At 73.9% G+C, this 24,696-nt stretch carries 19 protein-coding genes and 1 pseudogene; 12 read left to right on the top strand and 8 right to left on the bottom strand.

Going from position 1 to position 24,696, the window contains the following annotated elements:
* Window positions 1-11: 11 nt before the first annotated feature.
* From hrpA to KSP35_RS23200, 3 genes are all read right to left on the bottom strand, one after another.
* The gene (gene hrpA, locus KSP35_RS23210) at window positions 12-4,019 is read right to left on the bottom strand and encodes an ATP-dependent RNA helicase HrpA (protein ID WP_216998132.1); all 4,008 of its coding nucleotides are present in this window, start codon (window positions 4,017-4,019) and stop codon (window positions 12-14) included.
* 37 nt (window positions 4,020-4,056) lie between these two features.
* Window positions 4,057-4,851: a hypothetical protein gene (locus KSP35_RS23205; RefSeq protein WP_216998131.1), complete on the bottom strand. Its 795-nt coding sequence runs from the start codon at window positions 4,849-4,851 to the stop codon at window positions 4,057-4,059.
* A 265-nt stretch (window positions 4,852-5,116) separates the two neighbouring features.
* On the bottom strand, window positions 5,117-5,575 hold the full coding sequence (locus tag KSP35_RS23200; protein ID WP_216998130.1) for a hypothetical protein: 459 nt from the start codon (window positions 5,573-5,575) through the stop codon (window positions 5,117-5,119).
* A 111-nt stretch (window positions 5,576-5,686) separates the two neighbouring features.
* Here KSP35_RS23200 and KSP35_RS23195 point away from each other — a divergent pair, with 111 nt between their 5' ends.
* Window positions 5,687-6,175 (top strand): hypothetical protein, encoded by a 489-nt coding sequence (locus KSP35_RS23195; RefSeq protein WP_216998129.1) that lies wholly within the window; start codon window positions 5,687-5,689, stop codon window positions 6,173-6,175.
* On the opposite strand, the gene KSP35_RS23190 is transcribed toward KSP35_RS23195, so the two are convergent.
* From KSP35_RS23190 to KSP35_RS23180, 3 genes are all read right to left on the bottom strand, one after another.
* The gene (locus KSP35_RS23190) at window positions 6,176-7,633 is read right to left on the bottom strand and encodes an aspartate ammonia-lyase (RefSeq protein WP_216998128.1); all 1,458 of its coding nucleotides are present in this window, start codon (window positions 7,631-7,633) and stop codon (window positions 6,176-6,178) included.
* Between the two features lie 54 nt (window positions 7,634-7,687).
* Window positions 7,688-8,560 carry a hypothetical protein gene (locus KSP35_RS23185; RefSeq protein ID WP_216998127.1) on the bottom strand — a complete coding sequence of 291 codons (873 nt, stop codon included), beginning with the start codon at window positions 8,558-8,560 and terminating at the stop codon, window positions 7,688-7,690.
* 161 nt (window positions 8,561-8,721) lie between these two features.
* A complete protein-coding gene (locus KSP35_RS23180) occupies window positions 8,722-9,294 on the bottom strand; it encodes an FUSC family protein (protein ID WP_216998126.1) in 573 nt (190 codons plus the stop codon).
* Between the two features lie 598 nt (window positions 9,295-9,892).
* Between KSP35_RS23180 and KSP35_RS23175 the strand changes: the two genes are divergently transcribed.
* The 7 genes and pseudogenes from KSP35_RS23175 to KSP35_RS23145 all read left to right on the top strand — a co-directional run bounded on the left by KSP35_RS23175 (window position 9,893) and on the right by KSP35_RS23145 (window position 16,854).
* Window positions 9,893-10,384 carry a MarR family winged helix-turn-helix transcriptional regulator gene (locus tag KSP35_RS23175; protein WP_216998125.1) on the top strand — a complete coding sequence of 164 codons (492 nt, stop codon included), beginning with the start codon at window positions 9,893-9,895 and terminating at the stop codon, window positions 10,382-10,384.
* Window positions 10,385-10,500: 116 nt separating this feature from the next.
* Window positions 10,501-12,141, top strand: coding sequence for a fumarate hydratase (locus KSP35_RS23170; RefSeq protein WP_216998124.1), 1,641 nt, complete (start codon window positions 10,501-10,503; stop codon window positions 12,139-12,141).
* A gap of 7 nt (window positions 12,142-12,148) precedes the next feature.
* Window positions 12,149-12,622: a PH domain-containing protein gene (locus KSP35_RS23165; RefSeq protein ID WP_216998123.1), complete on the top strand. Its 474-nt coding sequence runs from the start codon at window positions 12,149-12,151 to the stop codon at window positions 12,620-12,622.
* A gap of 74 nt (window positions 12,623-12,696) precedes the next feature.
* Window positions 12,697-13,116: pseudogene (locus KSP35_RS26310) on the top strand (amidase family protein); the annotation flags it as partial.
* 67 nt (window positions 13,117-13,183) lie between these two features.
* On the top strand, window positions 13,184-14,104 hold the full coding sequence (locus tag KSP35_RS23155) for an amidase (protein ID WP_216998122.1): 921 nt from the start codon (window positions 13,184-13,186) through the stop codon (window positions 14,102-14,104).
* Between the two features lie 505 nt (window positions 14,105-14,609).
* Window positions 14,610-15,989, top strand: coding sequence for a phosphotransferase family protein (locus KSP35_RS23150; RefSeq protein WP_216998121.1), 1,380 nt, complete (start codon window positions 14,610-14,612; stop codon window positions 15,987-15,989).
* Window positions 15,990-16,341: 352 nt separating this feature from the next.
* Window positions 16,342-16,854, top strand: a complete 513-nt coding sequence (locus KSP35_RS23145) for a hypothetical protein (RefSeq protein ID WP_216998120.1) — start codon at window positions 16,342-16,344, stop codon at window positions 16,852-16,854.
* Between the two features lie 33 nt (window positions 16,855-16,887).
* Here KSP35_RS23145 and KSP35_RS23140 read toward each other — a convergent pair whose 3' ends face one another.
* Together KSP35_RS23140 and KSP35_RS23135 are read right to left on the bottom strand one after the other, a co-directional pair.
* Window positions 16,888-18,078 carry an acyl-CoA dehydrogenase family protein gene (locus KSP35_RS23140; RefSeq protein ID WP_216998119.1) on the bottom strand — a complete coding sequence of 397 codons (1,191 nt, stop codon included), beginning with the start codon at window positions 18,076-18,078 and terminating at the stop codon, window positions 16,888-16,890.
* 338 nt (window positions 18,079-18,416) lie between these two features.
* On the bottom strand, window positions 18,417-20,024 hold the full coding sequence (locus KSP35_RS23135) for an ABC-F family ATP-binding cassette domain-containing protein (protein WP_216998118.1): 1,608 nt from the start codon (window positions 20,022-20,024) through the stop codon (window positions 18,417-18,419).
* Between the two features lie 90 nt (window positions 20,025-20,114).
* Between KSP35_RS23135 and KSP35_RS23130 the strand changes: the two genes are divergently transcribed.
* From KSP35_RS23130 to KSP35_RS23115, 4 genes are all read left to right on the top strand, one after another.
* Complete coding sequence (locus tag KSP35_RS23130) at window positions 20,115-21,167, top strand: aldose epimerase family protein (protein ID WP_216998117.1); 1,053 nt, start codon at window positions 20,115-20,117, stop codon at window positions 21,165-21,167.
* Between the two features lie 61 nt (window positions 21,168-21,228).
* The gene (locus KSP35_RS23125) at window positions 21,229-22,785 is read left to right on the top strand and encodes an ATP-dependent DNA ligase (protein ID WP_216998116.1); all 1,557 of its coding nucleotides are present in this window, start codon (window positions 21,229-21,231) and stop codon (window positions 22,783-22,785) included.
* A gap of 37 nt (window positions 22,786-22,822) precedes the next feature.
* Window positions 22,823-23,791: a ketopantoate reductase family protein gene (locus KSP35_RS23120; protein ID WP_216998115.1), complete on the top strand. Its 969-nt coding sequence runs from the start codon at window positions 22,823-22,825 to the stop codon at window positions 23,789-23,791.
* A 174-nt stretch (window positions 23,792-23,965) separates the two neighbouring features.
* Window positions 23,966-24,568 carry a GNAT family N-acetyltransferase gene (locus tag KSP35_RS23115; protein ID WP_216998114.1) on the top strand — a complete coding sequence of 201 codons (603 nt, stop codon included), beginning with the start codon at window positions 23,966-23,968 and terminating at the stop codon, window positions 24,566-24,568.
* The last annotated feature ends 128 nt before the right edge of the window (window positions 24,569-24,696 follow it).

Here is a 24,696-nt window from a genome sequence, read left to right as displayed (position 1 = left end):
ACCGGCTCGGCCTAGTCGAGCTCGCCGGCGAAGAGGTGGTCGATCTCGCGGCGCACGCGCTTGGCGCTCACCTGGCCCTTGACGCCCACCGACTGGGCGAAGACGCTCACGCGCAGCTCCTCGAGCTGCCAGCCCGCGTCGACCACCCGCTTGGTCACCTGGCTGGGCAGCAGCGCCGTCAGCAGCTGCTGGTAGTACCGCTCGACGCCGGCCACCTCGAGGATGCGCTCCTGGTCCCGGCGGGGCTCCCCGGCCACCTTCTCCAACCGCTTGCCGATGCCGCGCACGTAGCGCAGGACGTCCGGGAGGCGGTGGGTGCCGCAGGAGGTCACGAAGCCGGGCCGGACCAGGCGGCGCAGCTGGGCGCGTGCGTCGGCCACCGACGCGTCCAACAGCGGGCTGGTGAGGCGGTCGAGCTGGGCCTCGACGGCGGCGGCCGCCACCACCACCTCGCCGGCGTCGCGGAGCGCCTTGGCGGTGGTCGCCTTGAGCTTGGAGCGGGCGGCGGCGAGCAGGGCGGTGAAGGCCTCCTCGTCCCAGGCCACGCCACCGGCGTCGGCGACGACCCGGTCGGCCGAGGCGGTGATGGCGTCGCGCAGCAGCTTGCCGAGGGTGAGCTCGGGCACGCCCGAGAGGGCGAGGCGCACCGTGTTGGGCACCTCGCGCTCGAGGCCCTTCACGCCCACCGGCACCGCCAGCAGCACGAGCCGGCGCACGCCCACGGCCATGATCCGCTCGGCGATCTCAGGCTTGGAGAACACCTTGATCGACACCGAGTCCCCGGCGTCGAGCAGGGCGGGGTAGCCCTCCACGACGTGGCCGTCGATGGTGGAGCGGACCACCCGCGGCAGGTCGCCGAGGTCCCACCGGGTGATGCCCGTGCGCTCGATGTCCGGGGCCTGGTCGGCGATGGCGTCGGCGATGGCCGCCCGCACCCGACCGCCGACGAGGTCCCGGACGGCATCGAGGTCCTTGCCGATGGCCACCACGGTGTCGCCGTCGTGGATGGCGAAGGTGATGCGCAGGTACGGCAGGACCCGCCGGGCATCGAGGTCGGACGCCTCGACGCGGGCGCCGGCCAGCTCGCTGGTGACGGCGGCCAGGGCCTCGGTGATGGGCACCTCCTGCCAGCGGAGCTGGTCGGCGGCCCGCTCGGCCGTCTCGCCGAGTGGCGTGAGCAGCCGTCGGACCGCCTTGGGGGCGGTGCGGACCAGGGCCTCGGCCAGCTCGCGGCGGAAGCCCGGCACCTGCCAGTCGAAGTCCCACGGCTCCACCCGGTTGAGCACGGCCATGGGGATGTGGACCGTGACGCCGTCGAGGTCCTCGCCGGGCGCGAAGCGGTAGGTGACCGGCAGCTCGAGGTCGCCCTGGCGCCACGTGTCGGGGTAGTCGGCGGGGTCGAACGCCGGACCGTCGCCGGTGAGGTCGTCCATGGTGAGGGTGAGGAGGTCGGGGTCGTCCCGTCGGGCCTGCTTCCACCACTGGTCGAAGTGGCGGCCCGACACGACGTCGAGGCCCACCCGTCGGTCGTAGAACCGGAACAGCACGTCGTCGTCGAACAGGTCGACCCGGCGCACCCGGTCGCCGAGGTCTCGGGCCTCCGCGAGGAAGGCCTCGTTGGCGGCCAGGAACGGGTGGCGCGACGACCACTCCCGCCGCTGCAGGGCGTGGTCGAGGAACAGGTCGCGCGCCTCGTCGACGTCGACGCGGTCGTAGCCGACCTTGCGCGCCGCCACGAGGGGCAGGCCGTAGAGCGTCACGCGCTCGTTGGTGACGGCGCGGCCCGAGCGCTCGTCCCACCGAGGCTCGCCGTAGGACCGCTTGACCAGGTGCGGCGCCAGGGCCTCGGCCCACTCCGGCTGCACGGCGGCTGCGGTGCGGGCCCACAGCCGGTTGGTCTCCACCAGCTCGGCGGCCATCACCCAGGGCGGCGGCTTCTTGGCCAGGCTGGACCCGTGGGCCAGCTGGAAGCGGCTGTTGCGCGCCCCACGGAACTCCCGGCCCTCCGGGTCCTTCACGCCGATCTGCGACAGCAGCCCGGCCAGCAGCGCCCGGTGCACCTGCTCGGCGTCGACCTCGCCGGCGCTCGGCGTGATCGACAGCTTGCGGGCCGCCTGCTCCAGCTGGCGGTACAGGTCCTGCCACTCGCGGATGCGGAGGAAGTTCAGGAACTCCGACCGGCACTCGCGGCGGAACTGGTTCGACGAGAGCGCCTTGCGCCGCTCGGCCAGGTGGTCCCAGAGCCGCACGAGGGCGAGGAAGTCCGAGCCGGGCACGGTGAAGCGCCGGTGGAGCTCGTCGGCGGCCTGCTGCTTGTCGGTCGGCCGCTCCCGTGGGTCCTGGATCGAGAGGGCCGAGGCGATGATCAGCACCTCGCGCACGCAGCCCTGCTCCTGGGCCTCCAGCACCATGCGGGCCAGGCGCGGGTCGATGGGGAGCTGCGCCAGGCGTCGACCGGTCGGGGTCAGGCGCCGCTCGTCGGCCGGCTGGTCCGGGGGCAGGGCGCCCAGCTCCTCGAGCAGGTGCACGCCATCGCGGATGGCCCGGCTGTCGGGCGGGTCGAGGAACGGGAACGCCGCCACGTCGCCCAGGCCCAGGTTCGTCATCTGGAGGATGACCGACGCCAGGTTGGTCCGCTGGATCTCGGGGTCGGTGAACTCGTCGCGGCCGTCGAAGTCCTCCTCGGCGTAGAGGCGGATGCAGATGCCCGGCGCCACGCGACCGCAGCGGCCGGCGCGCTGGTTGGCCGACGCCTGGCTCACGGCCTCGATCGGGAGGCGCTGCACCTTGAGGCGGTGGCTGTAGCGCGAGATGCGGGCGGTGCCGGCATCGACCACGTAGCGGACGCCGGGGACGGTCAGCGACGTCTCGGCCACGTTGGTGGCGAGCACCACCCGCCGGCCCCGGTGCGGCTCGAAGATGCGGTGCTGCTCGGCGGCCGACAGCCGGGCGTAGAGCGGCAGCACCTCGGTGTCGCGGAGGTTGCGCTTCGCCAGCGCGCCGGCGGTGTCGCGGATCTCACGCTCGCCGCTCAGGAACACGAGCACGTCGCCGGGGCCGGCGCGGGCCAGCTCGTCGACCGCGTCGGAGATGGCCTCCACCTGGTCCCGGTCGTCGTCGATGACGTCGTCGCCCTCGTCGACCAGCCCCCGCTCGCCGTAGGGGCGGTAGCGCAGCTCCACCGGGAACGTGCGGCCCGAGACCTCGATGATCGGTGCGTCGCCGAAGTGCTCGGAGAAGCGGCCCGTGTCGATGGTGGCCGACGTGATGATGACCTTGAGGTCCGGCCGCTGGGGCAGGAGCTGCTTGAGGTAGCCGAGCAGGAAGTCGATGTTGAGGCTGCGCTCGTGGGCCTCGTCGATGATCAGCGTGTCGTACCGGTCGAGCAGGCGGTCCCGCTGGATCTCGGCCAGCAGGATGCCGTCGGTCATGACCTTCACGAAGGTGCCGTCACCGACGCGGTCGGTGAAGCGCACCGTGTAGCCCACGGCCTGGCCGAGGTCGGTCCCCAGCTCCTCGGCCACCCGCTCGGCGATGGTCCGAGCGGCCACCCGACGGGGCTGGGTGTGGCCGATGAGGCCGAGCACGCCGCGTCCGAGCTCCAGGCACAGCTTCGGCAGCTGGGTGCTCTTGCCCGACCCGGTCTCCCCCGCGACGATCACCACCTGGTTGGCGGCGATGGCGTCGAGCAGGTCCTGGCGGCGCTCGCTGATGGGCAGCCCGTCGGGATAGGTCACCGTCGGGACGCCGGCGCGGCGGCTGGCCACCCGGGCCTCGGCGGTGGCCACGTCGGCCGCCACCTGCTCCAGGGTCACCGGCTGGCGGTCGACCTCCGGGCGGTGGCCGCGCCCGCGGCCCCGGTGGGCCTTGGCGCCGCCGCCCCGGCCCCCGGGCGGGCGGCCCACCCGGTCGAGCAGCGCGCCGAGGCGGCGCTGGTCCCGGCGCCCGAGCGATGCGAGCCGCTCGCGCAGGTCGGCGGCGTCGGGCGCGACGGGGACGGGGGCGTCGGTCGGGGACATGGTGGGCTCGGCAGGACGGGCTCGGCGGGGCCGAGGGTCAGCGGCGGAGCTCGGCGGCGTCGGGGGTGTCGAGGCGGCGGAGGCCGGCGGCCACGGCCTCCGGGCCGGCGGGGCCGACGAGCTGGTCGACGAGGTCGAGCGGGAGCAGGTCGTGGTCGAGGCCCCACGGGGCGGTGGCGGCGCCGGCGAGGCGACCGGTGAGCGACGGCCACATGCCGCTGGGCACCAGGCGCCCGGCGCCGGCGACGGCCCACACCGGCACGCCGGCGGCTCGGGCCACGGCGGCCGCCGCCCACGAGCCGGGCGCCACGAGGGCGACGTCGGGCCCGACGGCCAGGGTCTCGAGCACCACGAGGTCGGAGGCGGCGGCGGCGCCGGCCAGGCCGGTGACCGCCACGTCGACGGCGTGCACGTCGGACCGCTCGAGCAGGCGCACGAAGCCGGGACCGTCGCCCTCGACGTCGACCACCCGCACCTCGACGTCGCCGCGCCGGGCGAGGGCGGCCGCCACCCGCTCGGGCCAGCCCACGACGGTGATGCGGGCGTCGTCGGGCAGGGCGTGGACCAGTTCGTCCAGCGTGGGGTCCGACACCAGGTCGTCGAGGCAGCGCCACGCCTCGTCGCCGGGGTCGGCGGCCACCAGGGTCCGGGCGCAGAGCCACCAGATGGGCCCGTTGGCAGCGTGGCGGTCGATCAGCCGCCGGCACGCGGTGACCAGCGACCCGGGGTCGTCGGAGAACCCGGCCAGGGCCGCACACGCCTCGCGGAACACGTCGTCGGGCGGCGCGCCCGTGGCGCGGGCCACGTACCGGAGCCGTTCGATGGGATGCACCCGCTTGAACCTACCGACCCCAGCCCCCAACCCCGTTCGAACTTGTGGGCCCACACCGCCGTTTTCGGCGCTCTCCGCCCACAAGTTGCAGGGTGGGGGCGTCCCTCCGGTGAACTTGTGGGCCCACGCTGCCGTTTCCGGCGGCCTCGGCCCACAAGTTGCGGGGTGGAGGCGGCCCTCCGGTGAACTTGTGGGCCCACGCTGCCGTTTTCGGCGCTCTCCGCCCACAAGTTGCGGGGTGGGGCGGGTCCGGGGTGAGCGTGGGTCAGAGGCCGGGCTTCCAGATCATGACGATGACCTGGACCAGGAACAGCAGGTGGATGATGCCGCCGGCCATGCCGACGAGCTTCTGGGCCGAGGCGTCGCCGGCGGCGACCTTCTTCTCGGCCGGCAGCAGCACGGCGAAGACCATGCCCAGCATGATGAACCAGAGCAGCATGCCGACCGAGATCCACGGCTGGCTGAACTCGTAGAACTTCTTGCTCATCCCCACCAGGCCGAACCCGAACAGGCCGGCCAGCACCAGGGCGGGGCCGTGGATGCGGGTGTCGTTGGCGGCCGCGGCCGCAGCGAAGGCCCGGCTCGCACCGTCGCCCTCGGCCGCCACCTTGCGGCGGAGGCCCGGCAGCACGAACCCGGGCGCGAAGGCCACCACGATGGTCACGATGTGCAGGAGCAGCATCAGCTTGTAGCCGAAGGTGTCGACGGGGACGAGGGCGAACACGGGCGTGCCTCCAGGTTGGTTCCGGGGCCGAACCTAGCCCTGGGCACCTCGCCCGCCGAAGCCCCCGCTGGATTCCGGAGGGGGGCCGGTCAGGCACTAGCTTCTGCGCCCGTGGTGACCCTGGTGAAAGACGACGTGAAGCTCACCGCCATCGGCGGGGAGACCCGGACCATCGAGGAGTGGCTGACCACCTTCCAGCTGCTCACCGTGGTGCTCGACCCGTACACGCACGAGAGCGCGTGGATCCTCGAGACGGCCGGCCGCGTGCTCGCCAACTTCCAGGGCGCCGACTGCCGCGTGGCCTGGACGGTCACCGCCGATGAGGCCGACGCCAAGAAGTTCCTCGGCCCCTGGGCCGACGAGTTCCTCACCTTCGCCGACCCGGACCGCGAGCTGGTCAAGGCGCTGGAGATGGAGCGCACGCCGGCGCTCGTCTACATCCGCCAGGACCTCGCCGTCGTCGGCCAGGCCGAGGGCTGGGACCCGGAGGCGTGGGAGCACGTCGGCGCCCTCGTCGGCAAGGTCAACTCCTGGAGCCACCCCAAGCTGCCGAAGGCCGGCGACCCCGGTCCCTTCGCCGGCGCCCCTGCCAAGGGCTGATCAGCCCTTCGCCGCCCGGGCCTTCGTCGGCTTGGGCTTGGCGGCCTGGCGGGTGATGCCGCCCTTGGTCAGCGCCAGCGCGCCGAGCGCGGCGTCGAGCTCGTCCGGCGACAGCTCGCCCGTGGCGGTCACCAGGTCGCGGATGGGCGTGCCCGTCGTGAGGCTCTCCTTGATGAGCTCCGCCGTGCGCTCGTAGCCGAGGTACGGGTTGAGCGACGTGGCGATCGACGGGGACGCCTCGGCGTTGGCCCGGCACCGCTCCTCGTCCGCGGTGATCCCGTCGATGCAGCGGTCGGCGAAGAGCACGCTCACGTTGGTCAGCAGCTCGATGCTCTCGAGCAGGTTGCGGGCCATCAGCGGCAGGTAGACGTTGAGCTCGAGGTTGCCCTGGCTGCCGCCGAAGGCGACGGCGGCGTCGTTGCCGATGACCTGGGCCGCCACCTGGGTGACCGCCTCGCACAGGACCGGGTTCACCTTGCCCGGCATGATCGACGAGCCGGGCTGCAGGTCCGGCAGGTGGATCTCGGCCAGGCCGGTGCGGGGCCCTGACGCCATCCACCGCAGGTCGTTGGCGATCTTCACCAGGGCGACCGCTGCAGCGCGCAGCTGACCCGAGGTCTCCACCAGCGAGTCCTGCGCCGCCTGGGCGGCGATGTGGTCGCGGGCCTCGGTCAGCGGGAGGTCGGTGCGCTTGGCCAGCCGCTTGGTGACGGCGCCGCCGAAGCCCCGGGGGGCGTTGATGCCGGTGCCGACCGCGGTGCCGCCCAGGGGCAGCTCACCGAGGCGGGGCAGGGCCTCGGCCAAGCGCTCCTGGGCGTGCTCGATCTGGGTGGCGTAGGCGCCGAGCTCCTGGCCCAGCGTGATCGGCACCGCGTCCATGAGGTGGGTGCGCCCGGCCTTCACCACCTTGGCGAACTCGCGGGACTTGCGGCGCAGCGCCTTGGCCAGGTGGTCGAGCGCGGGCAGGAGGTCGACCTGGATCCCTTCGACGGCCGCCAGGTGGATCGCCGTCGGGAACACGTCGTTCGACGACTGGCTGGCGTTCACGTGGTCGTTGGGGTGGACGGCGCCGTCCTCCCCCAGCAGGTCCTCGGCCAGGTGGGCGATGACCTCGTTGGCGTTCATGTTCGACGACGTGCCCGACCCGGTCTGGAACACGTCGACCGGGAACTGGTCGTCGTGCTCCCCCGCCGCCACCGCCTCGGCCGCCGCGGTGATGGCCGTGGCGATGCGCTTCGTCACCGCCGGGACGTCCTTGCGGCCGGCGTTCACCGCCGCCGCCTCGGCCTTCACCAGCCCGAGCGCCCGGATCAGCCGCCGGTCGATCGGCCGCCCCGAGATCGGGAAGTTCTGCACGGCCCGCTGCGTCTGCGCCCCCCACAGGGCCTCGATGGGCACCTGCACCTCGCCCATGGAATCGTGCTCGGTCCGGGTCTTCGCTGCGGTCGTCGCTGCCATGTCGTCCGGTCTACCCGCCGGGTGCTGCTTCGAGGTGTCCGCCACGGCGGTCGGTCAGTCGACGATGACCTGGGTCGGGGTGGGGTTGGCGGCGATGGTGGCGCGGAGGACCTGGCAGGCGGCGATGGGCCCATCGAGCGGCGTGCCGTACTGCTCGATGCGCTCGGTGGGGTCCAGGCGGTAGCGGCCGGTGCGGTGGCCAGGGAGGGCGACCTCGTCAGGGCCTGGCGTCCGGCCGTCGGTGTAGGTGGTCGGGCGCTGGCCCAGCTCGAACGTGCCGGCGCTGTAGCCGTCGGCGTCGAAGGCCTCGACCACGACGGCGACCGCAGCGGGATCGTCGCTGCGGTTGCGCACCGTGGCGCCGACCATCGGCGAGCACGAGGTGAGCGCCAGGTCATCGGCCGCCACGTCGTCGCCACCGGGGAGCTCGTCGACGCGGAGGTCGGGACGGCCGAGCTCACAGGTCACCTCGCGAGCGGTTCCCTGCAGGTCGACGTCCTCGCGCAGCAGGGCCCGACGGGCGGGACCGATCCGGATCGAGCTCCACAGGTCCTCCTGGTCGGCCGACACCACGTGCCCATCGTCGTCGCGGACCACCAACGGCACGCCTTGCAGCAGGCGGACCCCGTCGGTGGTGTTGGCCACCACCGCCTCGACGTGCGCCCGGCCCGGGTCGGCCGGGTCCACCTCGCAGGTGCGCACCGTCGCGGCCGGCCCGCCCTCGATCGGCACCGGCAGCTCGCCCTTGCTCGGCAGGCTGGCAACTCCGGTCCTGCCGCCCCCGCTCGGCGGCTCGGTCGGCTCCGTGGTCGACGACTTCGCCAACCCCGGCGGCTGGCCGCCCTCGGAGCCGACGCCGCAACCGACGGCGGCGAGGGCGAAGAGCCCGCAGGCGAGCAGGGACCAAGAGCGTCGGGGGGATCGCATGGGGGATGTCGACGGCCGCGCCGGCCGACCGGTTCCCGACGCCTTCGTCGCCTTCGTCCGCTCCCTCGGGCTGGTGGGCTCCCGGGATCCCGAGCCTCACGCCGGTCGCCGGGGAGCCTCCGACCGCGAGGGCGACCCAGCGGCGCGAGCCGCCACCAGGGTCAGGTCGGCGACGCCGGTGCGTCGGGCCGGGGGTGCCCAGCGGCGGGCCAGAGGGCGAAGCGGACGAGGAGGGCGAGCAGCGAGCCGGCGATCGTCCAGCCGAGGCGGGCTTCGAGGACGGCGTAGTCGTGGACGACGGGGCCGAAGCCGATGACGATGATCGGGGTGAGGAAGACGCAGTACCAGCCGTAGTTGACCGGGCGGATGCCGAAGCAGACGAAGGCCAGGACCAGGAACATCCACCCCACCCAGAGCCCGGCCGGCACGGCTTGCACGAGGGCGAGGGTGAGCAGGCCGCCGGCCACCGTGCCGATGCCGCGCTGGACGGCCTTGGCGACGGTGTCGTGCAGGTAGGGCTGCAGGACGATCCAGACGCCGATGCCCAGCCAGAGGGCGTGCTCGCGGATGGGGGTGGACGATCCCACGGCTTCGGCGACGGTGCCGGCGAAGCCGAGGGCGAGGGCCAGGCGCACGGCGTGGTGCCGCACGACCAGCGGGTCCGGCGACGGAAGGCGCCGAGTGGTGCGCAGGTGGTCCGGCGTGAGGTGGCTGGTGAGCAGGGTGACCGCCACGGCCAGGAGCCCCCCCGACCGCCACCCACCGCACGGCGAAGGCGGTGCCGGGGAGCTCCGGGGCGATGATCAGGGCCAGCCCGAAGGAGCGGGCCCAGGTCCCTACGAGGGCCGGCCACCCGACGCTGAGGCCGGCGACGAGGCCGACGGCGGCCAGCGCGGCAACCCGGCCGACGCCGTGGTCGAGCACCATCGTGGCCACCACCGAGAGGGGCAGGACGGTGGCCAGGGCGAGGCCGGCGCCCAACTGCTGCCGGGGCCGGTCGAAGGGGGCGAGGAAGATCGAGACCAGGAAGGCGCCCAGGGCCATGACCCCGGTCTCGGCCGACCAGCGACCGGTGGTGTGGGAGACGGCGACGGGGCCGACGAAGCAGAGCGCCACCCGGAGGCCGAGCACCCAGTGGAACCGCCCGGCCCGCTGCACCAGCGGGTGCCACGGGCGGAACCCGGCCAGCACGGAGCGCACCGTCGCCGGCCGGTCGATGCTGGTGGTGACTGCGCTCATGGTCGGCTCCGGTCTCGTTCGATGCCCCAGGTCCAACCACATGTGCATGATGCACATTCCCCCGATGTGCATCATGCACCTAGGGTGTGACGGGTGACCGAGGACGAGCGCCGCACCACCCCGGTCGACGAGGACGACGACATCCGCGCCGTCGAGCGAGAGCTGGCGCTGCTGGTGCGCCGGCTCGAACAGGTGCGCCGCAACCTGGTGGTCGACGGGGTCACGCTGGATCGGGCGGCCTACCTGCTCCTCGACCGCATCGACCTGCTGGGCTCGCCTACCGCAGCGGCGCTGGTCGACCTGCTCCAGCTCGACCACTCCACCATCACCCGCCAGGTCGGCACGCTCGAGCGCGACGGGTTCGTCGAGCGGGTGGCCGACCCCGACGGGGGCCGAGCCCAGGTGCTGCGCCTGACCGCGCGCGGCGCCGCCCTCCTCGACGGCGCCCGCCGAGGCCGCCACGAGCGCGTGTCCACCACCCTCGCCTCTTGGTCCGATCGCGACCGCCGCGCCCTCGGCCGGCTGCTGGGCCGCCTCAACGACGCCTTCGCCGTCCGGGCCCGGGACCTGCCGCCCTCCGACTGAGCGCCGCCCGCCGTCGGCCGAGCGACGTCCGCGAACGAGCCACCTGGGGAGCCCCAGCGGGCAGGGAGCTGGGCCGGATGGCTCGTGGTCGGCACGCCGCCGTACCGTGGTCGGCGATGACCGACTTCCAGTTCACCGAGCTGCTGCCCCTCGGGCCCGACGCCACGACGTACCGCAAGCTCGACATCGAGGGCGTGTCGACCGTGGAGGCCGCGGGCCACACGTTCCTGCAGGTCGAGCCCCGGGTGCTCACCGAGCTCACCGCCGCGGCCATGCACGACATCGCCCACTACCTGCGGCCCGGGCACCTGGCCCAGCTGGCCCGCATCCTCGACGACCCCGAGGCGTCGGCCAACGACCGCTTCGTGGCGCTCGACCTGCTGAAGAACGCCAACATCGCCGCCGGCGGGGTGCTGCCCATGTGCCAGGACACCGGCACGGCCATCGTGAAGGGCAAGAAGGGCCAGTTCGTGCTCACGGGTGGCGGTGACGAGGAAGCCATCGCCCGCGGCATCTTCGACACGTACCAGAAGGACAACCTGCGGTACTCCCAGATGGCGCCCCTGACGCTCTGGGACGAGAAGAACACCGGCACCAACCTCCCCGCCGAGATCAAGGTCAGCGCCGTCGACGGCAGCGCCTACAAGCTCCTCTTCATGGCCAAGGGCGGCGGCTCGGCCAACAAGAGCTTCCTGTTCCAGGAGACCAAGGCCGTCCTCAACCCCAAGGGCCTGCTGAAGTTCCTGGACGAGAAGCTGCGCCTGCTCGGCACCTCGGCCTGCCCGCCGTACCACCTGGCCGTGGTCATCGGCGGCACGTCGGCCGAGTTCGCGGTCGAGACCGCCAAGCTTGCGTCCACCCGCTACCTCGACACCATCCCCACCGAGGGCTCCCTCGCCGGCCACGGCTTCCGGGACCTCGAGATGGAGCAGGAGGTGCTGGCGCTGACCCAGGCCTTCGGCATCGGCGCCCAGTTCGGCGGCAAGTACTTCTGCCACGACGTGCGGGTGATCCGCCTCCCCCGCCACGGCGCCTCGTGCCCCATCGGCATCGCCGTCAGCTGCTCGGCCGACCGCCAGGCGCTGGCGAAGATCACCGCCGAGGGCGTGTTCCTGGAGGAGCTCGAACGCCACCCGGCGCAGTACCTCCCCGAGGTCACCGACGAGGACCTGGGCGGCGACGTGGTGCAGATCGACCTCGACCGGCCCATGGACGAGATCCGCGGCGAGCTCACCAAGTACCCGGTGAAGACCCGCCTGTCGCTCACCGGAACCGTCGTGGTGGCCCGCGACATCGCCCACGCCAAGATCGCCGAGCTGCTCGACGGCGGCGGCGAGATGCCGCAGTACCTCCGGGACCACCCCGTGTACTACGCCGGCCCGGCCAAGACCCCCGAGGGCTACGCATCGGGCAGCTTCGGCCCCACCACCGCCGGGCGCATGGACTCCTACGTCGAGAGGTTCCAGGCGGCGGGCGGCTCGCTCGTCATGCTGGCCAAGGGCAACCGCTCGCAGCAGGTCACCGACGCCTGCCAGGCCCACGGCGGCTTCTACCTCGGCTCCATCGGCGGTCCCGCCGCCCGGCTGGCGCTCGACTGCATCCGCAAGGTCGAGGTGCTCGAGTACGAGGAGCTGGGCATGGAGGCCGTGTGGCGCATCGAGGTCGAGGACTTCCCGGCGTTCATCGTGGTCGACGACAAGGGCCACGACTTCTTCGCCGAGGTCACCACGCCGGTGCAGCTCGGCGCCAAGGGCTGAGCGCCCGGTGGGCACCGTGAGCGTGCTGGCCCTCGTGTGGCCGCCGTGGTGGGGCTTCGTGGTCGCCCTGCTCATCGTCGTCATCGGCGGGGTGCTCGTCACCAGCCTGTCGGGGCCCAACCTGGCCGCCGTCGGCGTCTCGGCCGACGACCGGCTGCTGGTGCGCCCCGTCGGGCTGGTCCGGCTCTTCGGCCTCACCAACGGCGTGGTGGTGCCGGTGACCTCGGTGGTCGACGTGGGCGTCGAAGAGCGCAAGGACCTCGCACTCGGGCTCCGCCTGCCCGGCGCGCACGTGCCGGGCCTGCTCACCGCCGGCACGTTCCGCCGCCACGGCGAGCGAGCGCTGTGGATGGTGGGCCGCAACGAGAAGGTGCTCGTCATCGAGCTCACCGGCGAGCGCTACCGCCACCTCGTGCTCGGCGTCGAGGACCCGGAGGCCGCCACCGAGGCCCTCCGCGCCGCCATCAACCGCGAGCGCTGACCGGGACCCCTCGGCCTGCTGGCCCACCCCGGCCCGGCCCGGCACGGCCCGGCATGGCTCGGTAGCTTCCGGCCATGACCGAACCCGCGTGGCCCACCGTCGTCGACCTCGCCGCTGCGGTGCGCGCCGGCGAGCGATCGGCGGTCGAGGTCGCCACCGAGGCGCTGGCGCGGGTGGCGGCCGACACCACCCTGAACGCCTTCGTGGCCGTCGACGCCGACCTGGCCCTCGCCGCCGCACAACGGGTGGACGACGCCGTCGCCCGGGGCGAGGACCCCGGGCCGCTCGCCGGCGTGCCGTTCGGCGTGAAGGACCTCGAGGACTGCGCCGGACTGCCCACGTCGCACGGCTCCCTGCTGCACCGCGACGGGCCGCCCGCCGCCGACGACTCCATCCACGTCGCCCGCCTGCGCGCCGCGGGGGCGGTCCCCATCGGCAAGACCGCGGCGCCCGAGTTCGGCACGCTCAACTTCACCAAGACCAAGGCGTTCGGCACCACCCGCAACCCGTGGGACCCCACCGTCACGCCCGGCGGGTCGAGCGGGGGGGTCGGCGGCCGCGGTGGCCGCCGGACTGGTCCCGTTCGCCACCGCCAGCGACGGCGGCGGCTCCACGCGGATCCCGGCGGCCTTCAGCGGGCTGGTGGGCCACAAGTGCAGCTTCGGCCGGATCCCCGAGCCCGGCCCCGACGGTTCGCTCACCGCGGTGGTCGGCGCCCTCACCACCACCGTCGCCGACGCCGCCCGCCACCTCGACGTGGCCGCCGGCCCCGACGCCCGCGACCGGCGCTCGCTCCCCGCCGCAGGTGTCCGCTACGAGGACCTCATCGAGACGCTCGACGTGGGCGGGCTCCGGGCCCGCTGGTCCACCGACATGGGCTTCGGCTTCGTCGATCCCGAGGTGGCCGAGCTGGCCCGCTCCGCCGCCGAGCGGCTCGCCGCCTCCGCTGCCCTCTCCGTCGACGAGGCGCCCGTCCACCTCACCGACCCGGTGCGCACCTGGCTCACCTCGGGCTCGCTCGACCTGTGGTTCTCCGTCACCGACGAGGAGTACCGCACCCGCGCCGACGACCTCACCGCCTACTCCCGGATGGCCCTGGACGCGGTGGCCCCGTCGACCACCCGCAAGGTCGCCCGGGCCCAGCAGCGCCGCAACCAGTTCGACCTCGACTGCGCTGCGCTGTTCGCCGAGGTCGATGTCCTGCTGACCCCCACCACGGCCGTCCCCGCCTTCCGCGCCGAGGGACCGCCGCCCGCCGAGATCGCCGGCGTCGCCGTCGACGGCGCCATGGCCACCCCGTTCACCATGCTGGCCAACCTCTGCTGGAACCCCTCGATCTCGGTCCCGGCCGGCACCACCAGCGCCGGCCTCCCGGTGGGCCTCATGGTCACCGCCCGCCTCCACCGCGACGACGTCTGCCTCCGCCTCGCCCGCCTCGCCGAGCAGGCCTTCCCCTGGCCCCGCTTCGCCCCCGGCGTCTGACCGCCCTCCACGGGCGGCGCCACCTCCGCCCGACCCGCCCCCCCCAGCGCGAACCTTGGGCCGCCGGCCCGACCGCCGACGGCTCGACCGCCGACCTGACCCGCGCCTGACGGCGGCGTCGACCTCGGCGGCGAATCGACGTCGAATCGTCGCCGAGGTGCTCCCGGGTGAGTAGGTCGGTCCCACACCCGTGCGCGCACCCGTCTCCGACCCAACGTTCGGTCGGCTCGAGGCAACCCCCACGAACCTTGGGTCTGAGGCACCCGCCTGCACGGGTCTCCGACCCAAGGTTCGCAGCGGGGCCGCGACCACCCCCGCCGAACTCTGTGTCCCACGCCCGTGCGCGCACCCGCCGCCGACCCAAAGTTCGGGCGGCTCGAGGCAACCCCCACGAACCTCGGGTCCCAGGCCCCTGCGCGCGCCGGTCTCCGACCCAAAGTTCGGTCCGGGGGGGGGTCTCGAGGTCCGGGGAGCGGGGCGATGGGAGCGGGCCTACGATCCGGCCGTGGCGCACCCGGAGACCGAGTCGGAGCTGGGTGGGGCGCTGGGCGAGCTGCTCGATGGGACGGTCGAAGGGTTGCGCCGGCTGTCGGGCGGCGCCTCTCGGGAGACGTGGTCGTTCGCCGTGCGGCGACGCGGTTCCGGCGGGGTCGAGCCGCTCATCCTGCAGCGCATCCGCCCCGGCCTCGCCATGGGCGGCCCTTCGCTCGCTGCTGAGGATGCGCTGTTGGCGGCCGCCGAGCGGGCCGGGGTGCCCGTGCCCCACGTCGTGGCCGACGTCGCCGCCACCGCACCGCTCGTGGGCGACGGTCGGGTCACCGCGCACGTCGATGGCGAGGCGCTCGGCCCCCGCATCGTCCGCGACGAGCGCTACGCGGACGCCCGCCGGGTGCTGGCCGGCCAGTGCGGCCGGGCCCTGGCGGCCATCCACGCGATCGATCCCGACGAGGCACCCGGGCTCGAGCCGGTGGACACCCTGGGCCGCCTGCGGCTCGGCCTCGACGGCCTCGGCGAGCACCGCCCCGCCTTCGAGCTGGCCCTGCGGTGGCTGGAGGCCAACCGGCCGCCGCCCGGTCCCGAGCGGGTGGTCCACGGCGACTTCCGGCTGGGCAACCTGCTGGTCGACGAGACCGGCCTGCGCGCCGTGCTCGACTGGGAGCTGGCCCACCTGGGCGACCCGCTGGAGGACCTCGGCTGGCTGTGCGTGCGGGCCTGGCGCTTCGGCGGCACCGGCGAGGTGGGTGGCATCGCTCCGCTCGGCGACCTGCTGGACGCCTACTCGGACGCCACCGGTGCCCCGGTCGATCCCGATGCCGTGCGGTGGTGGATCGTGGCCGGCACCCTCACCTGGGGCCTGATCTGCGCGGTGCAGGCCCACCGCCACCTCGACGGCCACGTGCGCTCGGTCGAGCTGGCCACCATCGGCCGTCGGGTGTGCGAGAACGAGTACGACCTGCTCCAGCTCCTCGGGGTCCCCGCGCCCGCCGCCGGGGCCGAACCTGCGGCCCCCGAGCCGTCCGGACGCGTCGAGCCGCCGGGCCTGCACGGTCGGCCCACCGCTGCCGAGCTGGTCGACGCGGTCCGGGGGCACCTCACCGACACCGTGGCGCCGCAGCTCACCGGTGCCTCGGCCTTCCACCTGAAGGTGGCCGGCAACGCCCTCGCCATCGTCGAGCGCGAGCTGCGCCTGGGCCCGGCCATGGCCGCCGCGGCCGACCAGCGCTTGGCCACCCTGGGCTTCGTCGACGAGGCCGCCCTCGCCGCTGCCATCCGCGCCGGGCACCTCGACGGCCAGGCCGACGTGGCCGCCACCGTGCGGGCCCTCGTGGTCGACCGGGTGCGCGTGGCCAACCCCCGGTGGCTCGAGGCGCCGGACCAGCCCTGAGCGCACGGGCGCAGCTCGGCGGTTCGGTACGTTGGGAACCTCCGGCGGCTCGGTGCCGTCGGACGTTGCGCCCACCGACGCCTTCCCCCCGAGGTCCCTCCCGTGCTCGCTCCCTCGCACCGCCGTCCCCGTGCCCTGGCCCTGGTCGCCGCCCTGCTGCTCGTCCCGCTCGCGGTGGCCTGCGGCGTCGAGGCCAACGACGGTGCCACCACCGTCGGCGCCGTCGAGCCGAACACCAGCACCACCACGCCGAAGGTCCCTTGCGGCGACGACGACGGCTCCACCACGGGGGGGCGCCATCGGCGGCGGCGGGGCGAAGCCCGGCTGCGCCCCCGAGCCCGATCCGAACCAGGTGACGACCACCACCGAGGACGAGCCGGTCGAGACCACCACCACGCTCGACGAGGGCGGCGCCGACGAGGACGCCTACGTCGAGGCCATGGCCGCCGAGCTGCGCTCCGACGACACGTTCGGCAAGCTCTCCCGCGACCAGGCGGACTGCATCGCCACCGGGTGGGTGGGTGCCATCGGCGTCGACGCGCTCGACGGCTCCGGGATCGCCCCCGATGACCTCGGCAGCGGCGACATCAGCGAGAGCCTGTCCGACGTCGTCGACGAGGACGTCGCCACCGAGATGATCGCCGGCCTCGGTGACTGCGACGTCGACGTCGACGCACTGCTGGCCGACGAGCTGCGCAGCGGCGGCACCCTGCCCGCCGACAAGGTCGACTGCATCATCGGCGCCCTCCCCGACGGCTACGTCGAGAAGCTGCTGGCCATCAGCCTCGACGGCGGGCGCGAAGCCCTCGACGCCGACCCCACCCTGCAGCAGCCCCTCATCGACGCCGCCACCTCCTGCCGCTGACGCTCGGTCGGGGGAGCCGAGCCCTCCAGCCGGTCAACCGCTGAAGGACCAGGTGCCGCCGTCTCGGTAGGTCTTCAGCAGGCGACGGGCCACCGACTGGACGTGGACCTCGTCCGGGCCGTCGTAGATGCGGGCGAAGCGGGCCTCGCGGTACATGCGGCTCAGCGGGGTGTCGTCGGTGAGGCCGGCGGCGCCGTGCGCCTGGACCGCCCGGTCGATCACGTCGTGGAGCATCTTGGCGCCGACGACCTTCACCGCGCCGATCTCCACCCTCGCATCGCCGCCCCGGTCGACCGCCTCGGCGGCGTGGAGCGTCAGCAGGCGGCACGCCTGGATCTGCGCGTAGCTGTCGAAGACGTGCTGCTGCATGAGCTGCTTCGAGGCGAGCGGGCCGCCGAACGCCTCGCGGTGCACCAATCGGTCGCACAGCAGGTCGAAGGCGCGCTGCGCCTGGCCCAGCCAGCGCATGGCGTGGAAGATCCGGCCCGGGCCGAGGCGCTCCTGGGCGATCACGAAGCCGTGGCCCCGCTCGCCCAGCAGGTGGTCGGCGGGCACCCGCACGTCGTCGTAGCGCACCTCGTAGTGCCCGCCCTGGATCCCGAGCACCGGGGTCTCGCGCACCAGCGTGTAGCCGGGGGTGTCGGTCGGGACGATGATCATCGAGAACGCCGAGTGGTCCGGAGCGTCGGGCTCGGTGCGGCACATGACGGTGGTGTACGCCGCCCGGGCGGCGCCCGTGGTGAACCACTTGCGCCCCGAGATCACCCACTCGTCGCCGTCGAGGGTGCCGGTGGTCTGCAGCTGCGTGGGGTCCGAGGACGCCACCTCGGGCTCGGTCATGGCGAAGCTCGGGGAGATGTCGGCGGCTACGAGCGGGGCCAGCCAGCGCTCGCGCTGCGACGGGCTGGCGTGGGCGTGCAGCATCAGCGAGTCCTGCAGCGTGTACGTGCCGAGGGCGATCTGGCCGTACTCGCTGCGCCCCTGCACCTCGTTGACGTAGACGTAGTCGGCGAACGGCATCCCGCCGCCACCCAGCTCGGCCGGGTGGCCCAGGGCCCACAGGCCCTCGGCCTTCGCCTGGGCCTGGAGGTCGCGCAGCAGGGATGCCGCCTCGGGCCCGCCGGCGTGCAGCGCCGGCTCGGCCGGCTCGACCCGGTCGACCACGAAGGCCTTGACCTGGTCGCGGATCGGGCGGACGTGCTCGGGCACCTCGAAGCCAGCCATGGCCGGACCCTACCGACGGTCGTCGCCTCGTGTTCCGCCCGTGGGAAATCGCCCGAAATGCGGTTGGCAGGCGACGGCGGTGGTGGTTGGATGCACCTACCGAGGAAAGGAGGTGGTCCACATCAACGACAGTTCTCATGGGACTTCGGAGGTGGCTGGCCGCTAGCGCGGCTTGCTGGATCTCGTTGGCGAATCCCCGCCAGACACCCGGCGGACCGGTGATCGGGAGCTCGTCCCGCTCGATGCATTGCGCACCGGCCCGTTGAACACCCAGTACGTGCGTGAGGGCGGCTCCCACCCGGGGGCCGCCCTCCGTCGTTCCCGGGCGGCGGAGAGCGCTAGGCGAGGGTGACGAGCTCGAGGAAGTCGTCGTGCCAGTGGTCGACGTCGCCGTCGGGCATGAGCAGCGCCCGGTCGGGCTTCAGGGCCTCGACGAACTCGGCGTCGTGGCTGACCACGATGAGGGTGCCGCCCCAGCTCGAGAGCGAGTCGGCCACCGCGGTGCGCGAGCCGGGGTCGAGGTTGTTGGTGGGCTCGTCGAGCAGCAGCACGTTGTGCTTGCCGCCCACCAGCTGGGCCAGGGCCAACTTGGTCTTCTCGCCGCCCGAGAGCGTCGACGCGTCCTGGAACACCTTGTCGCCCACCAGGCCGAACATGCCGAGCAGCGCCCGGCACTGGCCGTCGCCCATGCCGCCGGTGGCCTCGCGCATGTGCTCGACCAGGTCGGCGCCGGCGCGGATGCCCTCGTGCTCCTGGGCGTAGTAGCCCACGGAGACGTCCTTGCCCCACGTCAGCTCGCCGACGACGGGCTCGGTGATGCCGGCCAGCACCCGCAGCAGGCTGGTCTTGCCGGCCCCGTTGAGGCCCATGACCAGCACCCGGTCGCCGCGGCCGGCGTCGAAGGTGACGTCCTCGAACACGTCCAGGCCGGGGTAGCTCACGGCCAGGTCCTTGGCCTCCAGCACGGTGCGGGCGCAGTGGGGCGGCTCGGGCAGGCGCAGCTTGAGGGCCTTGCGGGCCACGGCCGACTGCGGGCCGCTGGCCTTCAGGCGGTCGATCCGCTTCTCGAGGCTGTGGGCCATGGAGGCCTTGGTGGCCTTGGCGCCGAACCGATCGATGATGTTCTGCATCCGATCGATCTCCTTGGCCTGCATGGCGATCTGCTTGGCCAGGCGCACCTCGTCGGCCTCGCGGCCGGCGACGTACTGGGAGTAGGTGCCCTTGTACTCGTGCATGGTGCCGGTGGTGGTGTCGCCGCCCCGATCGAGGTGGATCACCCGGGTGATGGCCTCGTCGAGCAGGTCGAGGTCGTGGCTGATCACGATCAGGGCGCCGCGGTAGCCGGCCAGGAAGTCGAGCATCCAGACCTTGGCGTCGGCGTCGAGGTGGTTGGTGGGCTCGTCGAGCAGCAGCACGTCGGACCCGGCGAAGAGGATGCGGACGACCTCGACCCGGCGGCGCTGGCCACCGGAGAGGGCGCCGAGCGGCAGGTCGAGCTTCTCGTCGGCCAGGCCGATGCCGGCGGCGAGGCGACGGACCTCGGACTCGGCCGAGTAGCCGCCATCCATGCGGAACCGCTCGATGGCCCGCGTGTAGCGGTCGATGGCCCGCTCGGTGGGGTCGTTCTCCATGGAGAGCTGGAGCTTCTCGATGCGGTCGAGCGCCTCGTCGAAGCCTCGGCCGCTGAGCACGTGGCGCAGGGCGGTGACGTCGTCGGGCACCATGTCGAGCCGGGGGTCCTGGGGCAGGTAGCCGAGGCCGCCCTGGTACGAGACCGAGCCGCGAGCGGCCTCGTTGGCGCCGCCGATGACCTTGAGCATCGAGGTCTTGCCGGCGCCGTTGCGACCGACCAGGCCGACCTTCTCACCGGCGCGAACCGTGAAGGACACGCCGTCGATGAGGGTGACCCCGCCGACATCGACTCGAAGACCGCTGACCTGCAACATGGCCGGGGCCACGCTACTGCCCGCCCTCCGCCGTCCACGATCCCCTTTGCCGGACAGGCGTCACACGTCGAGCCCTAGGGTGCCGGCCCGATGGCCGCACGAACGTTCTCGGACCTGGTCGACGGCGAGGTGGCCGGCCCGTGCCCGCCGACCGACGCCGCGGTGGTCGAGCTGGCCAGCGAGGTGCTCACGGTCAGCCTGGTGGCGCTCGGTGCCGCCACCCACCGGGTGCTGGCGCCCGACCGCGACGGGGTGCCCAGCGACGTCCACCTGCACCTCGGATCCCTGGCCGAGCGGGCCGACCGGGCCCGGAACCCGCACCTCGGTTCGAGCATCGGCCGCTGGGCGGGGCGCATCGGCGGCGCCACCTTCCCCCTCGACGGCCGGAGCGTGGTGCTCGACGCCAACCAGGGCTCGAACCAGCTCCACGGCGGGCCCGACGGCTTCGACCGGCGGCGGTGGGACGTGCTCGACGTGGCGTCGACCGCAGGGGGCGGCGCGGTGGTCTTCGGCCTCACCAGCCCCGACGGCGACCAGGGGTTCCCCGGCCGGCTGGACGCCACCGCGACCTACGAGCTCGAGGGCGACCGGCTCACGATCACCTACCGGGCCACCACCGACGCCCCGACGGTGGTGAACCTGTGCCACCACGGCTACTGGAACCTCGACGGCGGGCTGGCCCCTGGCGTGGCCGGCCCGATCGACGACCACGTGGTGGCGGTGGCGGCCGAGCGGGTGCTGCCCGTCGACGATGGCGGGCTGCCCACCGGCGAGCCGATCCCGGTCTCCGGGACCCCGACCGACCTGGGCTCCCCCACCGCCCTCGGCCCGGCGCTGGCGGCGCTCGACGGCGGCTTCGACCACACCTACGCGATCGATGGAGAACCGGGTGCGGTCCGGCCGGCGGCCTGGTTGCTCTCGCCCCGGACCGGCCGTCGCCTGGCGGTCGAGACCGACCAGCCTGGACTTCAGGTGTACTCCGGCGACCACCTGCGCCCGCCGTTCGCCCCCCGGAGCTCGCTCAGCCTCGAGGCCCAGCGCTTCCCCGACAGCCCGAACCGCCCCGCGCTCGGCCCCTCCCGCCTCGACCCCGGCCAGGAGTACGCCAGCACCACGACCTTCACCTTCGGCACCGACGCCTGACCCCAGGGCCGCAGCAGCCGCCGCCGCGACCTCGTCGGTCGGTGCGGGGTAGACAGCGGCCATGTTGTTCGAGGAGCTGGTCACCACCTCGGCTGCGGTGGGCTCGACGTCCTCGCGGCTGGCCAAGTCACAGGCGCTGGCCGACCTGCTGGTGCGGCTGGCGCCGGACGAGGTGGAGCCGACCATCGGGTTCCTGGTGGGCGAGCCCCGCCAGGGCCGCATCGGCATCGGGTGGAAGACGATCCAGGCCGCGCAGGCCGCCACGGACCGCTCGCCGGAGGCCAGCCTCGAGGTGCTCGAGGTCGATGCCGCGATCACTGCGCTCGGCGGGCTCTCCGGGCCGGGGTCGGGCACCGCTCGCATCGAGCTGCTGGGGGACGTGTTCGGCCGGGCCACGGCGGACGAGGCGTCGTTCCTGAGCCGACTGCTCGGCGGCGAGCTGCGCCAGGGCGCCAACGCCGGCGTGATGCTCGACGCGGTGGCCAAGGCGTCGGGCATCCCGGCGACGGTCGTGCGGCGGGCGGTGATGCTGGGCGGGCGGCTGGACACCACGGCGCGCCTCGCGCTCACCGAGGGTCGGGCGGCGGTCGAGGCCGTGGGCCTCGAGGTGGGCCGGGCCCTGCAGCCGATGCTGGCCTCGACGGCGGCGTCGGTCACCGAGGCCGTGGAGGCGATCGGCGAGGCCTCGGTGGAGTGGAAGCTCGACGGCATCCGCATCCAGGTCCACAAGTCCGGCGACGAGGTGCGCATCTTCACGCGGAACCTCAACGACATCACCGAGCGCCTCGGCGAGGTGGTGGCCGTGGTGCGGGGCCTGCCCGCCGACTCGCTCGTGCTCGACGGCGAGGCGCTGGTGGTGGACGCCACGGGTCGACCCGTCGCCTTCCAGGACACCGCATCGCGCGTGGGCGCCGACGCCGAGCGCACCGAGGCGGTGCTCCCCCACTTCTTCGACCTCGTCCACGTCGACGGGCGCGACCTGGTGGACGAGCCCCTCTCGGTCCGCGCCGCCGAGCTCGAGCGGGTGGCGGGCGACTGGCGCATCCCGGGCACGGTCACCGCCGACCCCGACGCCGGCGAGGCCGTCCTGGTCGACGCCCTCGCCGCCGGCCACGAGGGCGTGGTGGTGAAGGGCGTGGGCTCGGCCTACGAGGCCGGCCGCCGGGGCAAGGCGTGGCGCAAGGTGAAGCCCGTCCACACGCTCGACCTGGTGGTGCTGGCGGTGGAGTGGGGCTACGGGCGCCGCACCGGGTGGCTGTCGAACCTGCACCTCGGTGCCCGGGCCGACGACGGCTCGGGCTTCGTCATGGTCGGCAAGACGTTCAAGGGCATGACCGACGAGCTGCTGCGCTGGCAGACCCAGCGCTTCCAGGAGCTGGCCGTGCGCGAGGAGCCGTGGACCGGGCCGCAGACCGGGACGGTCTGGGTCCGCCCCGAGCAGGTTGTGGAGATCGCGCTGGACGGCGCGCAGCGCTCCACGACCTATCCCGGCGGCGTGGCCCTGCGCTTCGCCCGCGTGCTGCGCTACCGCGAGGACAAGGACGCCGCCGACGCCGACCTGCTCTCCGCCGTCCAGGCCCTGGTGGCCGGCACCCCGGTGGCCGACCCCGAGGCCTGAGCGACGCATCCGCCCCCGGAGGTGCCAGCCTGGGCGAATGCGATTCGTGGTCATCGGAACAGGGGCGATCGGCGGCGTGGTGGGCGGGTACCTCGCCCGTTCCGGCCAGGACGTGGCGCTCGTCGCCCGCGGCGAGCACGGTGCCCGCATCCGCGCCGACGGGCTGACGGTGCGCACGCCCCAGGGCGACTTCGTGGTGCACCCGCCCACCGCCGCCACCCCGGCCGAGCTCGGGCTGTCGTCGGACGACGTCGTGCTGCTGGCGGTCAAGGGCCAGGACACCCGGGGCGTGCTCGACCAGCTGGCCGAGGCCGGCGCGCCGAGCGCCCTGCCGGTCGCGTGCCTGCAGAATGGCATCGCCAACGAGGCCGTGGTCGCCGAGCGCTTCGCCCACACCTACGGCGTCACCGTCATGGCGCCGACGCTGCACCTGGAGCCCGGCGTGGTGGAGGCCAAGTCCGGCCCGGTGCCCGCCATCCTCGACATCGGGTGCTTCCCCGACGGCGTGGACCAGATGGCCCGTGACGTGGCAGCGGCCTTCACCGCGGCCGGCATCGTGAGCGAGGCCCGGCCCGACATCATGCGGTGGAAGTGGGCGAAGCTGCTCATGAACCTGGGCAACGCCATCGAGGTGGTCAGCGGGCCGGCCGCCCGCTTCAGCGACCTCGGGCGGGCGGCGAACCGGGAGGGTCGTGCCGTCCTCGACGCCGCCGGCATCGCCTACGCCTCGTCCGACGAGGACCGGGAGCGGCGCGGCGACCTCCTCCAGTGGACGCCCGACGGCACCACCGGCGGGTCCACCTGGCAGAGCGTCACCCGCGGCACCCCGCTCGAGACCGACCTGCTCACCGGCGAGATCGTCCGCCTCGGGGCCGCCCACGGCGTGCCCACCCCGGTGAACGCCCTGCTGCTGCGCCTGGCCGACGAGCAGTCGGCGCTCGGCAAGGGCGCCGGCACCCGCCCGCCCGAAGACGTGCTGGCCCAGGCCGAGGCCGAGGCCGGCTGACCGCAGCTGGCTGACCGCAGCTGGCTGACCGAGGCGAGCAGAGGCCGAGGTCGTCCCCTCCGCGGCTGATGCCCACCGGCGCGGGCCCCATCGTCCTGGCGCCCCGGTCGGAGCGAGGCCGGCTCGCCGCCAACCCGTTCGGCCGGATGGGCGGTCGGCGGGCAGGCTGGGCCGATGGCCCCGTTCCCCATCCGCCCCCGCACCGAGGCCGACCTGGACGGCGTGGCCGACCTGCTGCTGGCCAGCCACCACTCGCACGCCTATCCGGTGGCGCTGCCGCCCGACCTCCGGGCCTGGGGCGCCGGCGACGACGTGGTGGCGGGGTGGGTGGCCACCGACCCCGAGGCCGGCGACGAGGTGGTGGGCCACGCAGTGCTCACCGACGCCCACGACGACGCGGCCACCGACCAGTGGGTGGCCGCCACCGGCCTGGCCAGGGACGAGCTGGTCGTGGTGCGACGCCTCCTGGTGCACGCCCGGATCCAGGGCACCGGCACCGGTCGGGCCCTGCTCGCCACCGCCGTCGACGCCGCCCACGCCCTCGGCCGTCGCCCGGTGCTCGACATGGCCGACAACCTCGCCGAGGCCGAGGTGCTCTACCGCAAGACCGGCTTCGAGCTGGTGGGCGCCTACGACCTCGACCTCACCGAGCACCTGCCCCCCGGCTCCGACCTCGCCGACGGAGATGCCGTCGGCCCCGAGGTCGGCCGCACCCGCACCCACCACCTCCACGTCCTCACCTGGATCGGCCCCCAGGTCCCCGACCGCCACCCGTAGCCCTGCGCGACTCGCCCCGGCCGCCCCCCACCGCCACCCCCTCGAACTTGTGGGCCCACACCGCCGAAAACGGAAGCGTCGGCCCACAAGTTCACCGGGGTGCCCGCCACCCCCTCGAACTTGTGGGC

The organism is Aquihabitans sp. G128 (assembly GCF_019048865.1).
Classification (GTDB): Bacteria; Actinomycetota; Acidimicrobiia; order Acidimicrobiales; family Iamiaceae; genus Aquihabitans.
This window is presented reverse-complemented; position numbering and strand designations above follow the sequence as displayed.

What these genes read in the sequence shown, in the direction of transcription:
- hrpA (WP_216998132.1), bottom strand. Translation starts at nt 4,019, where the DNA reads ATGTCCCCGACCGACGCCCCCGTCCCCGTCGCGCCCGACGCCGCCGAC.
- KSP35_RS23190 (WP_216998128.1), bottom strand. Translation starts at nt 7,633, where the DNA reads ATGGCAGCGACGACCGCAGCGAAGACCCGGACCGAGCACGATTCCATG.
- KSP35_RS23185 (WP_216998127.1), bottom strand. Translation starts at nt 8,560, where the DNA reads ATGCGATCCCCCCGACGCTCTTGGTCCCTGCTCGCCTGCGGGCTCTTC.
- KSP35_RS23170 (WP_216998124.1), top strand. Translation starts at nt 10,501, where the DNA reads ATGACCGACTTCCAGTTCACCGAGCTGCTGCCCCTCGGGCCCGACGCC.
- KSP35_RS23140 (WP_216998119.1), bottom strand. Translation starts at nt 18,078, where the DNA reads ATGGCTGGCTTCGAGGTGCCCGAGCACGTCCGCCCGATCCGCGACCAG.
- KSP35_RS23135 (WP_216998118.1), bottom strand. Translation starts at nt 20,024, where the DNA reads ATGTTGCAGGTCAGCGGTCTTCGAGTCGATGTCGGCGGGGTCACCCTC.
- KSP35_RS23130 (WP_216998117.1), top strand. Translation starts at nt 20,115, where the DNA reads ATGGCCGCACGAACGTTCTCGGACCTGGTCGACGGCGAGGTGGCCGGC.
- KSP35_RS23125 (WP_216998116.1), top strand. Translation starts at nt 21,229, where the DNA reads ATGTTGTTCGAGGAGCTGGTCACCACCTCGGCTGCGGTGGGCTCGACG.
- KSP35_RS23120 (WP_216998115.1), top strand. Translation starts at nt 22,823, where the DNA reads ATGCGATTCGTGGTCATCGGAACAGGGGCGATCGGCGGCGTGGTGGGC.
- KSP35_RS23115 (WP_216998114.1), top strand. Translation starts at nt 23,966, where the DNA reads ATGGCCCCGTTCCCCATCCGCCCCCGCACCGAGGCCGACCTGGACGGC.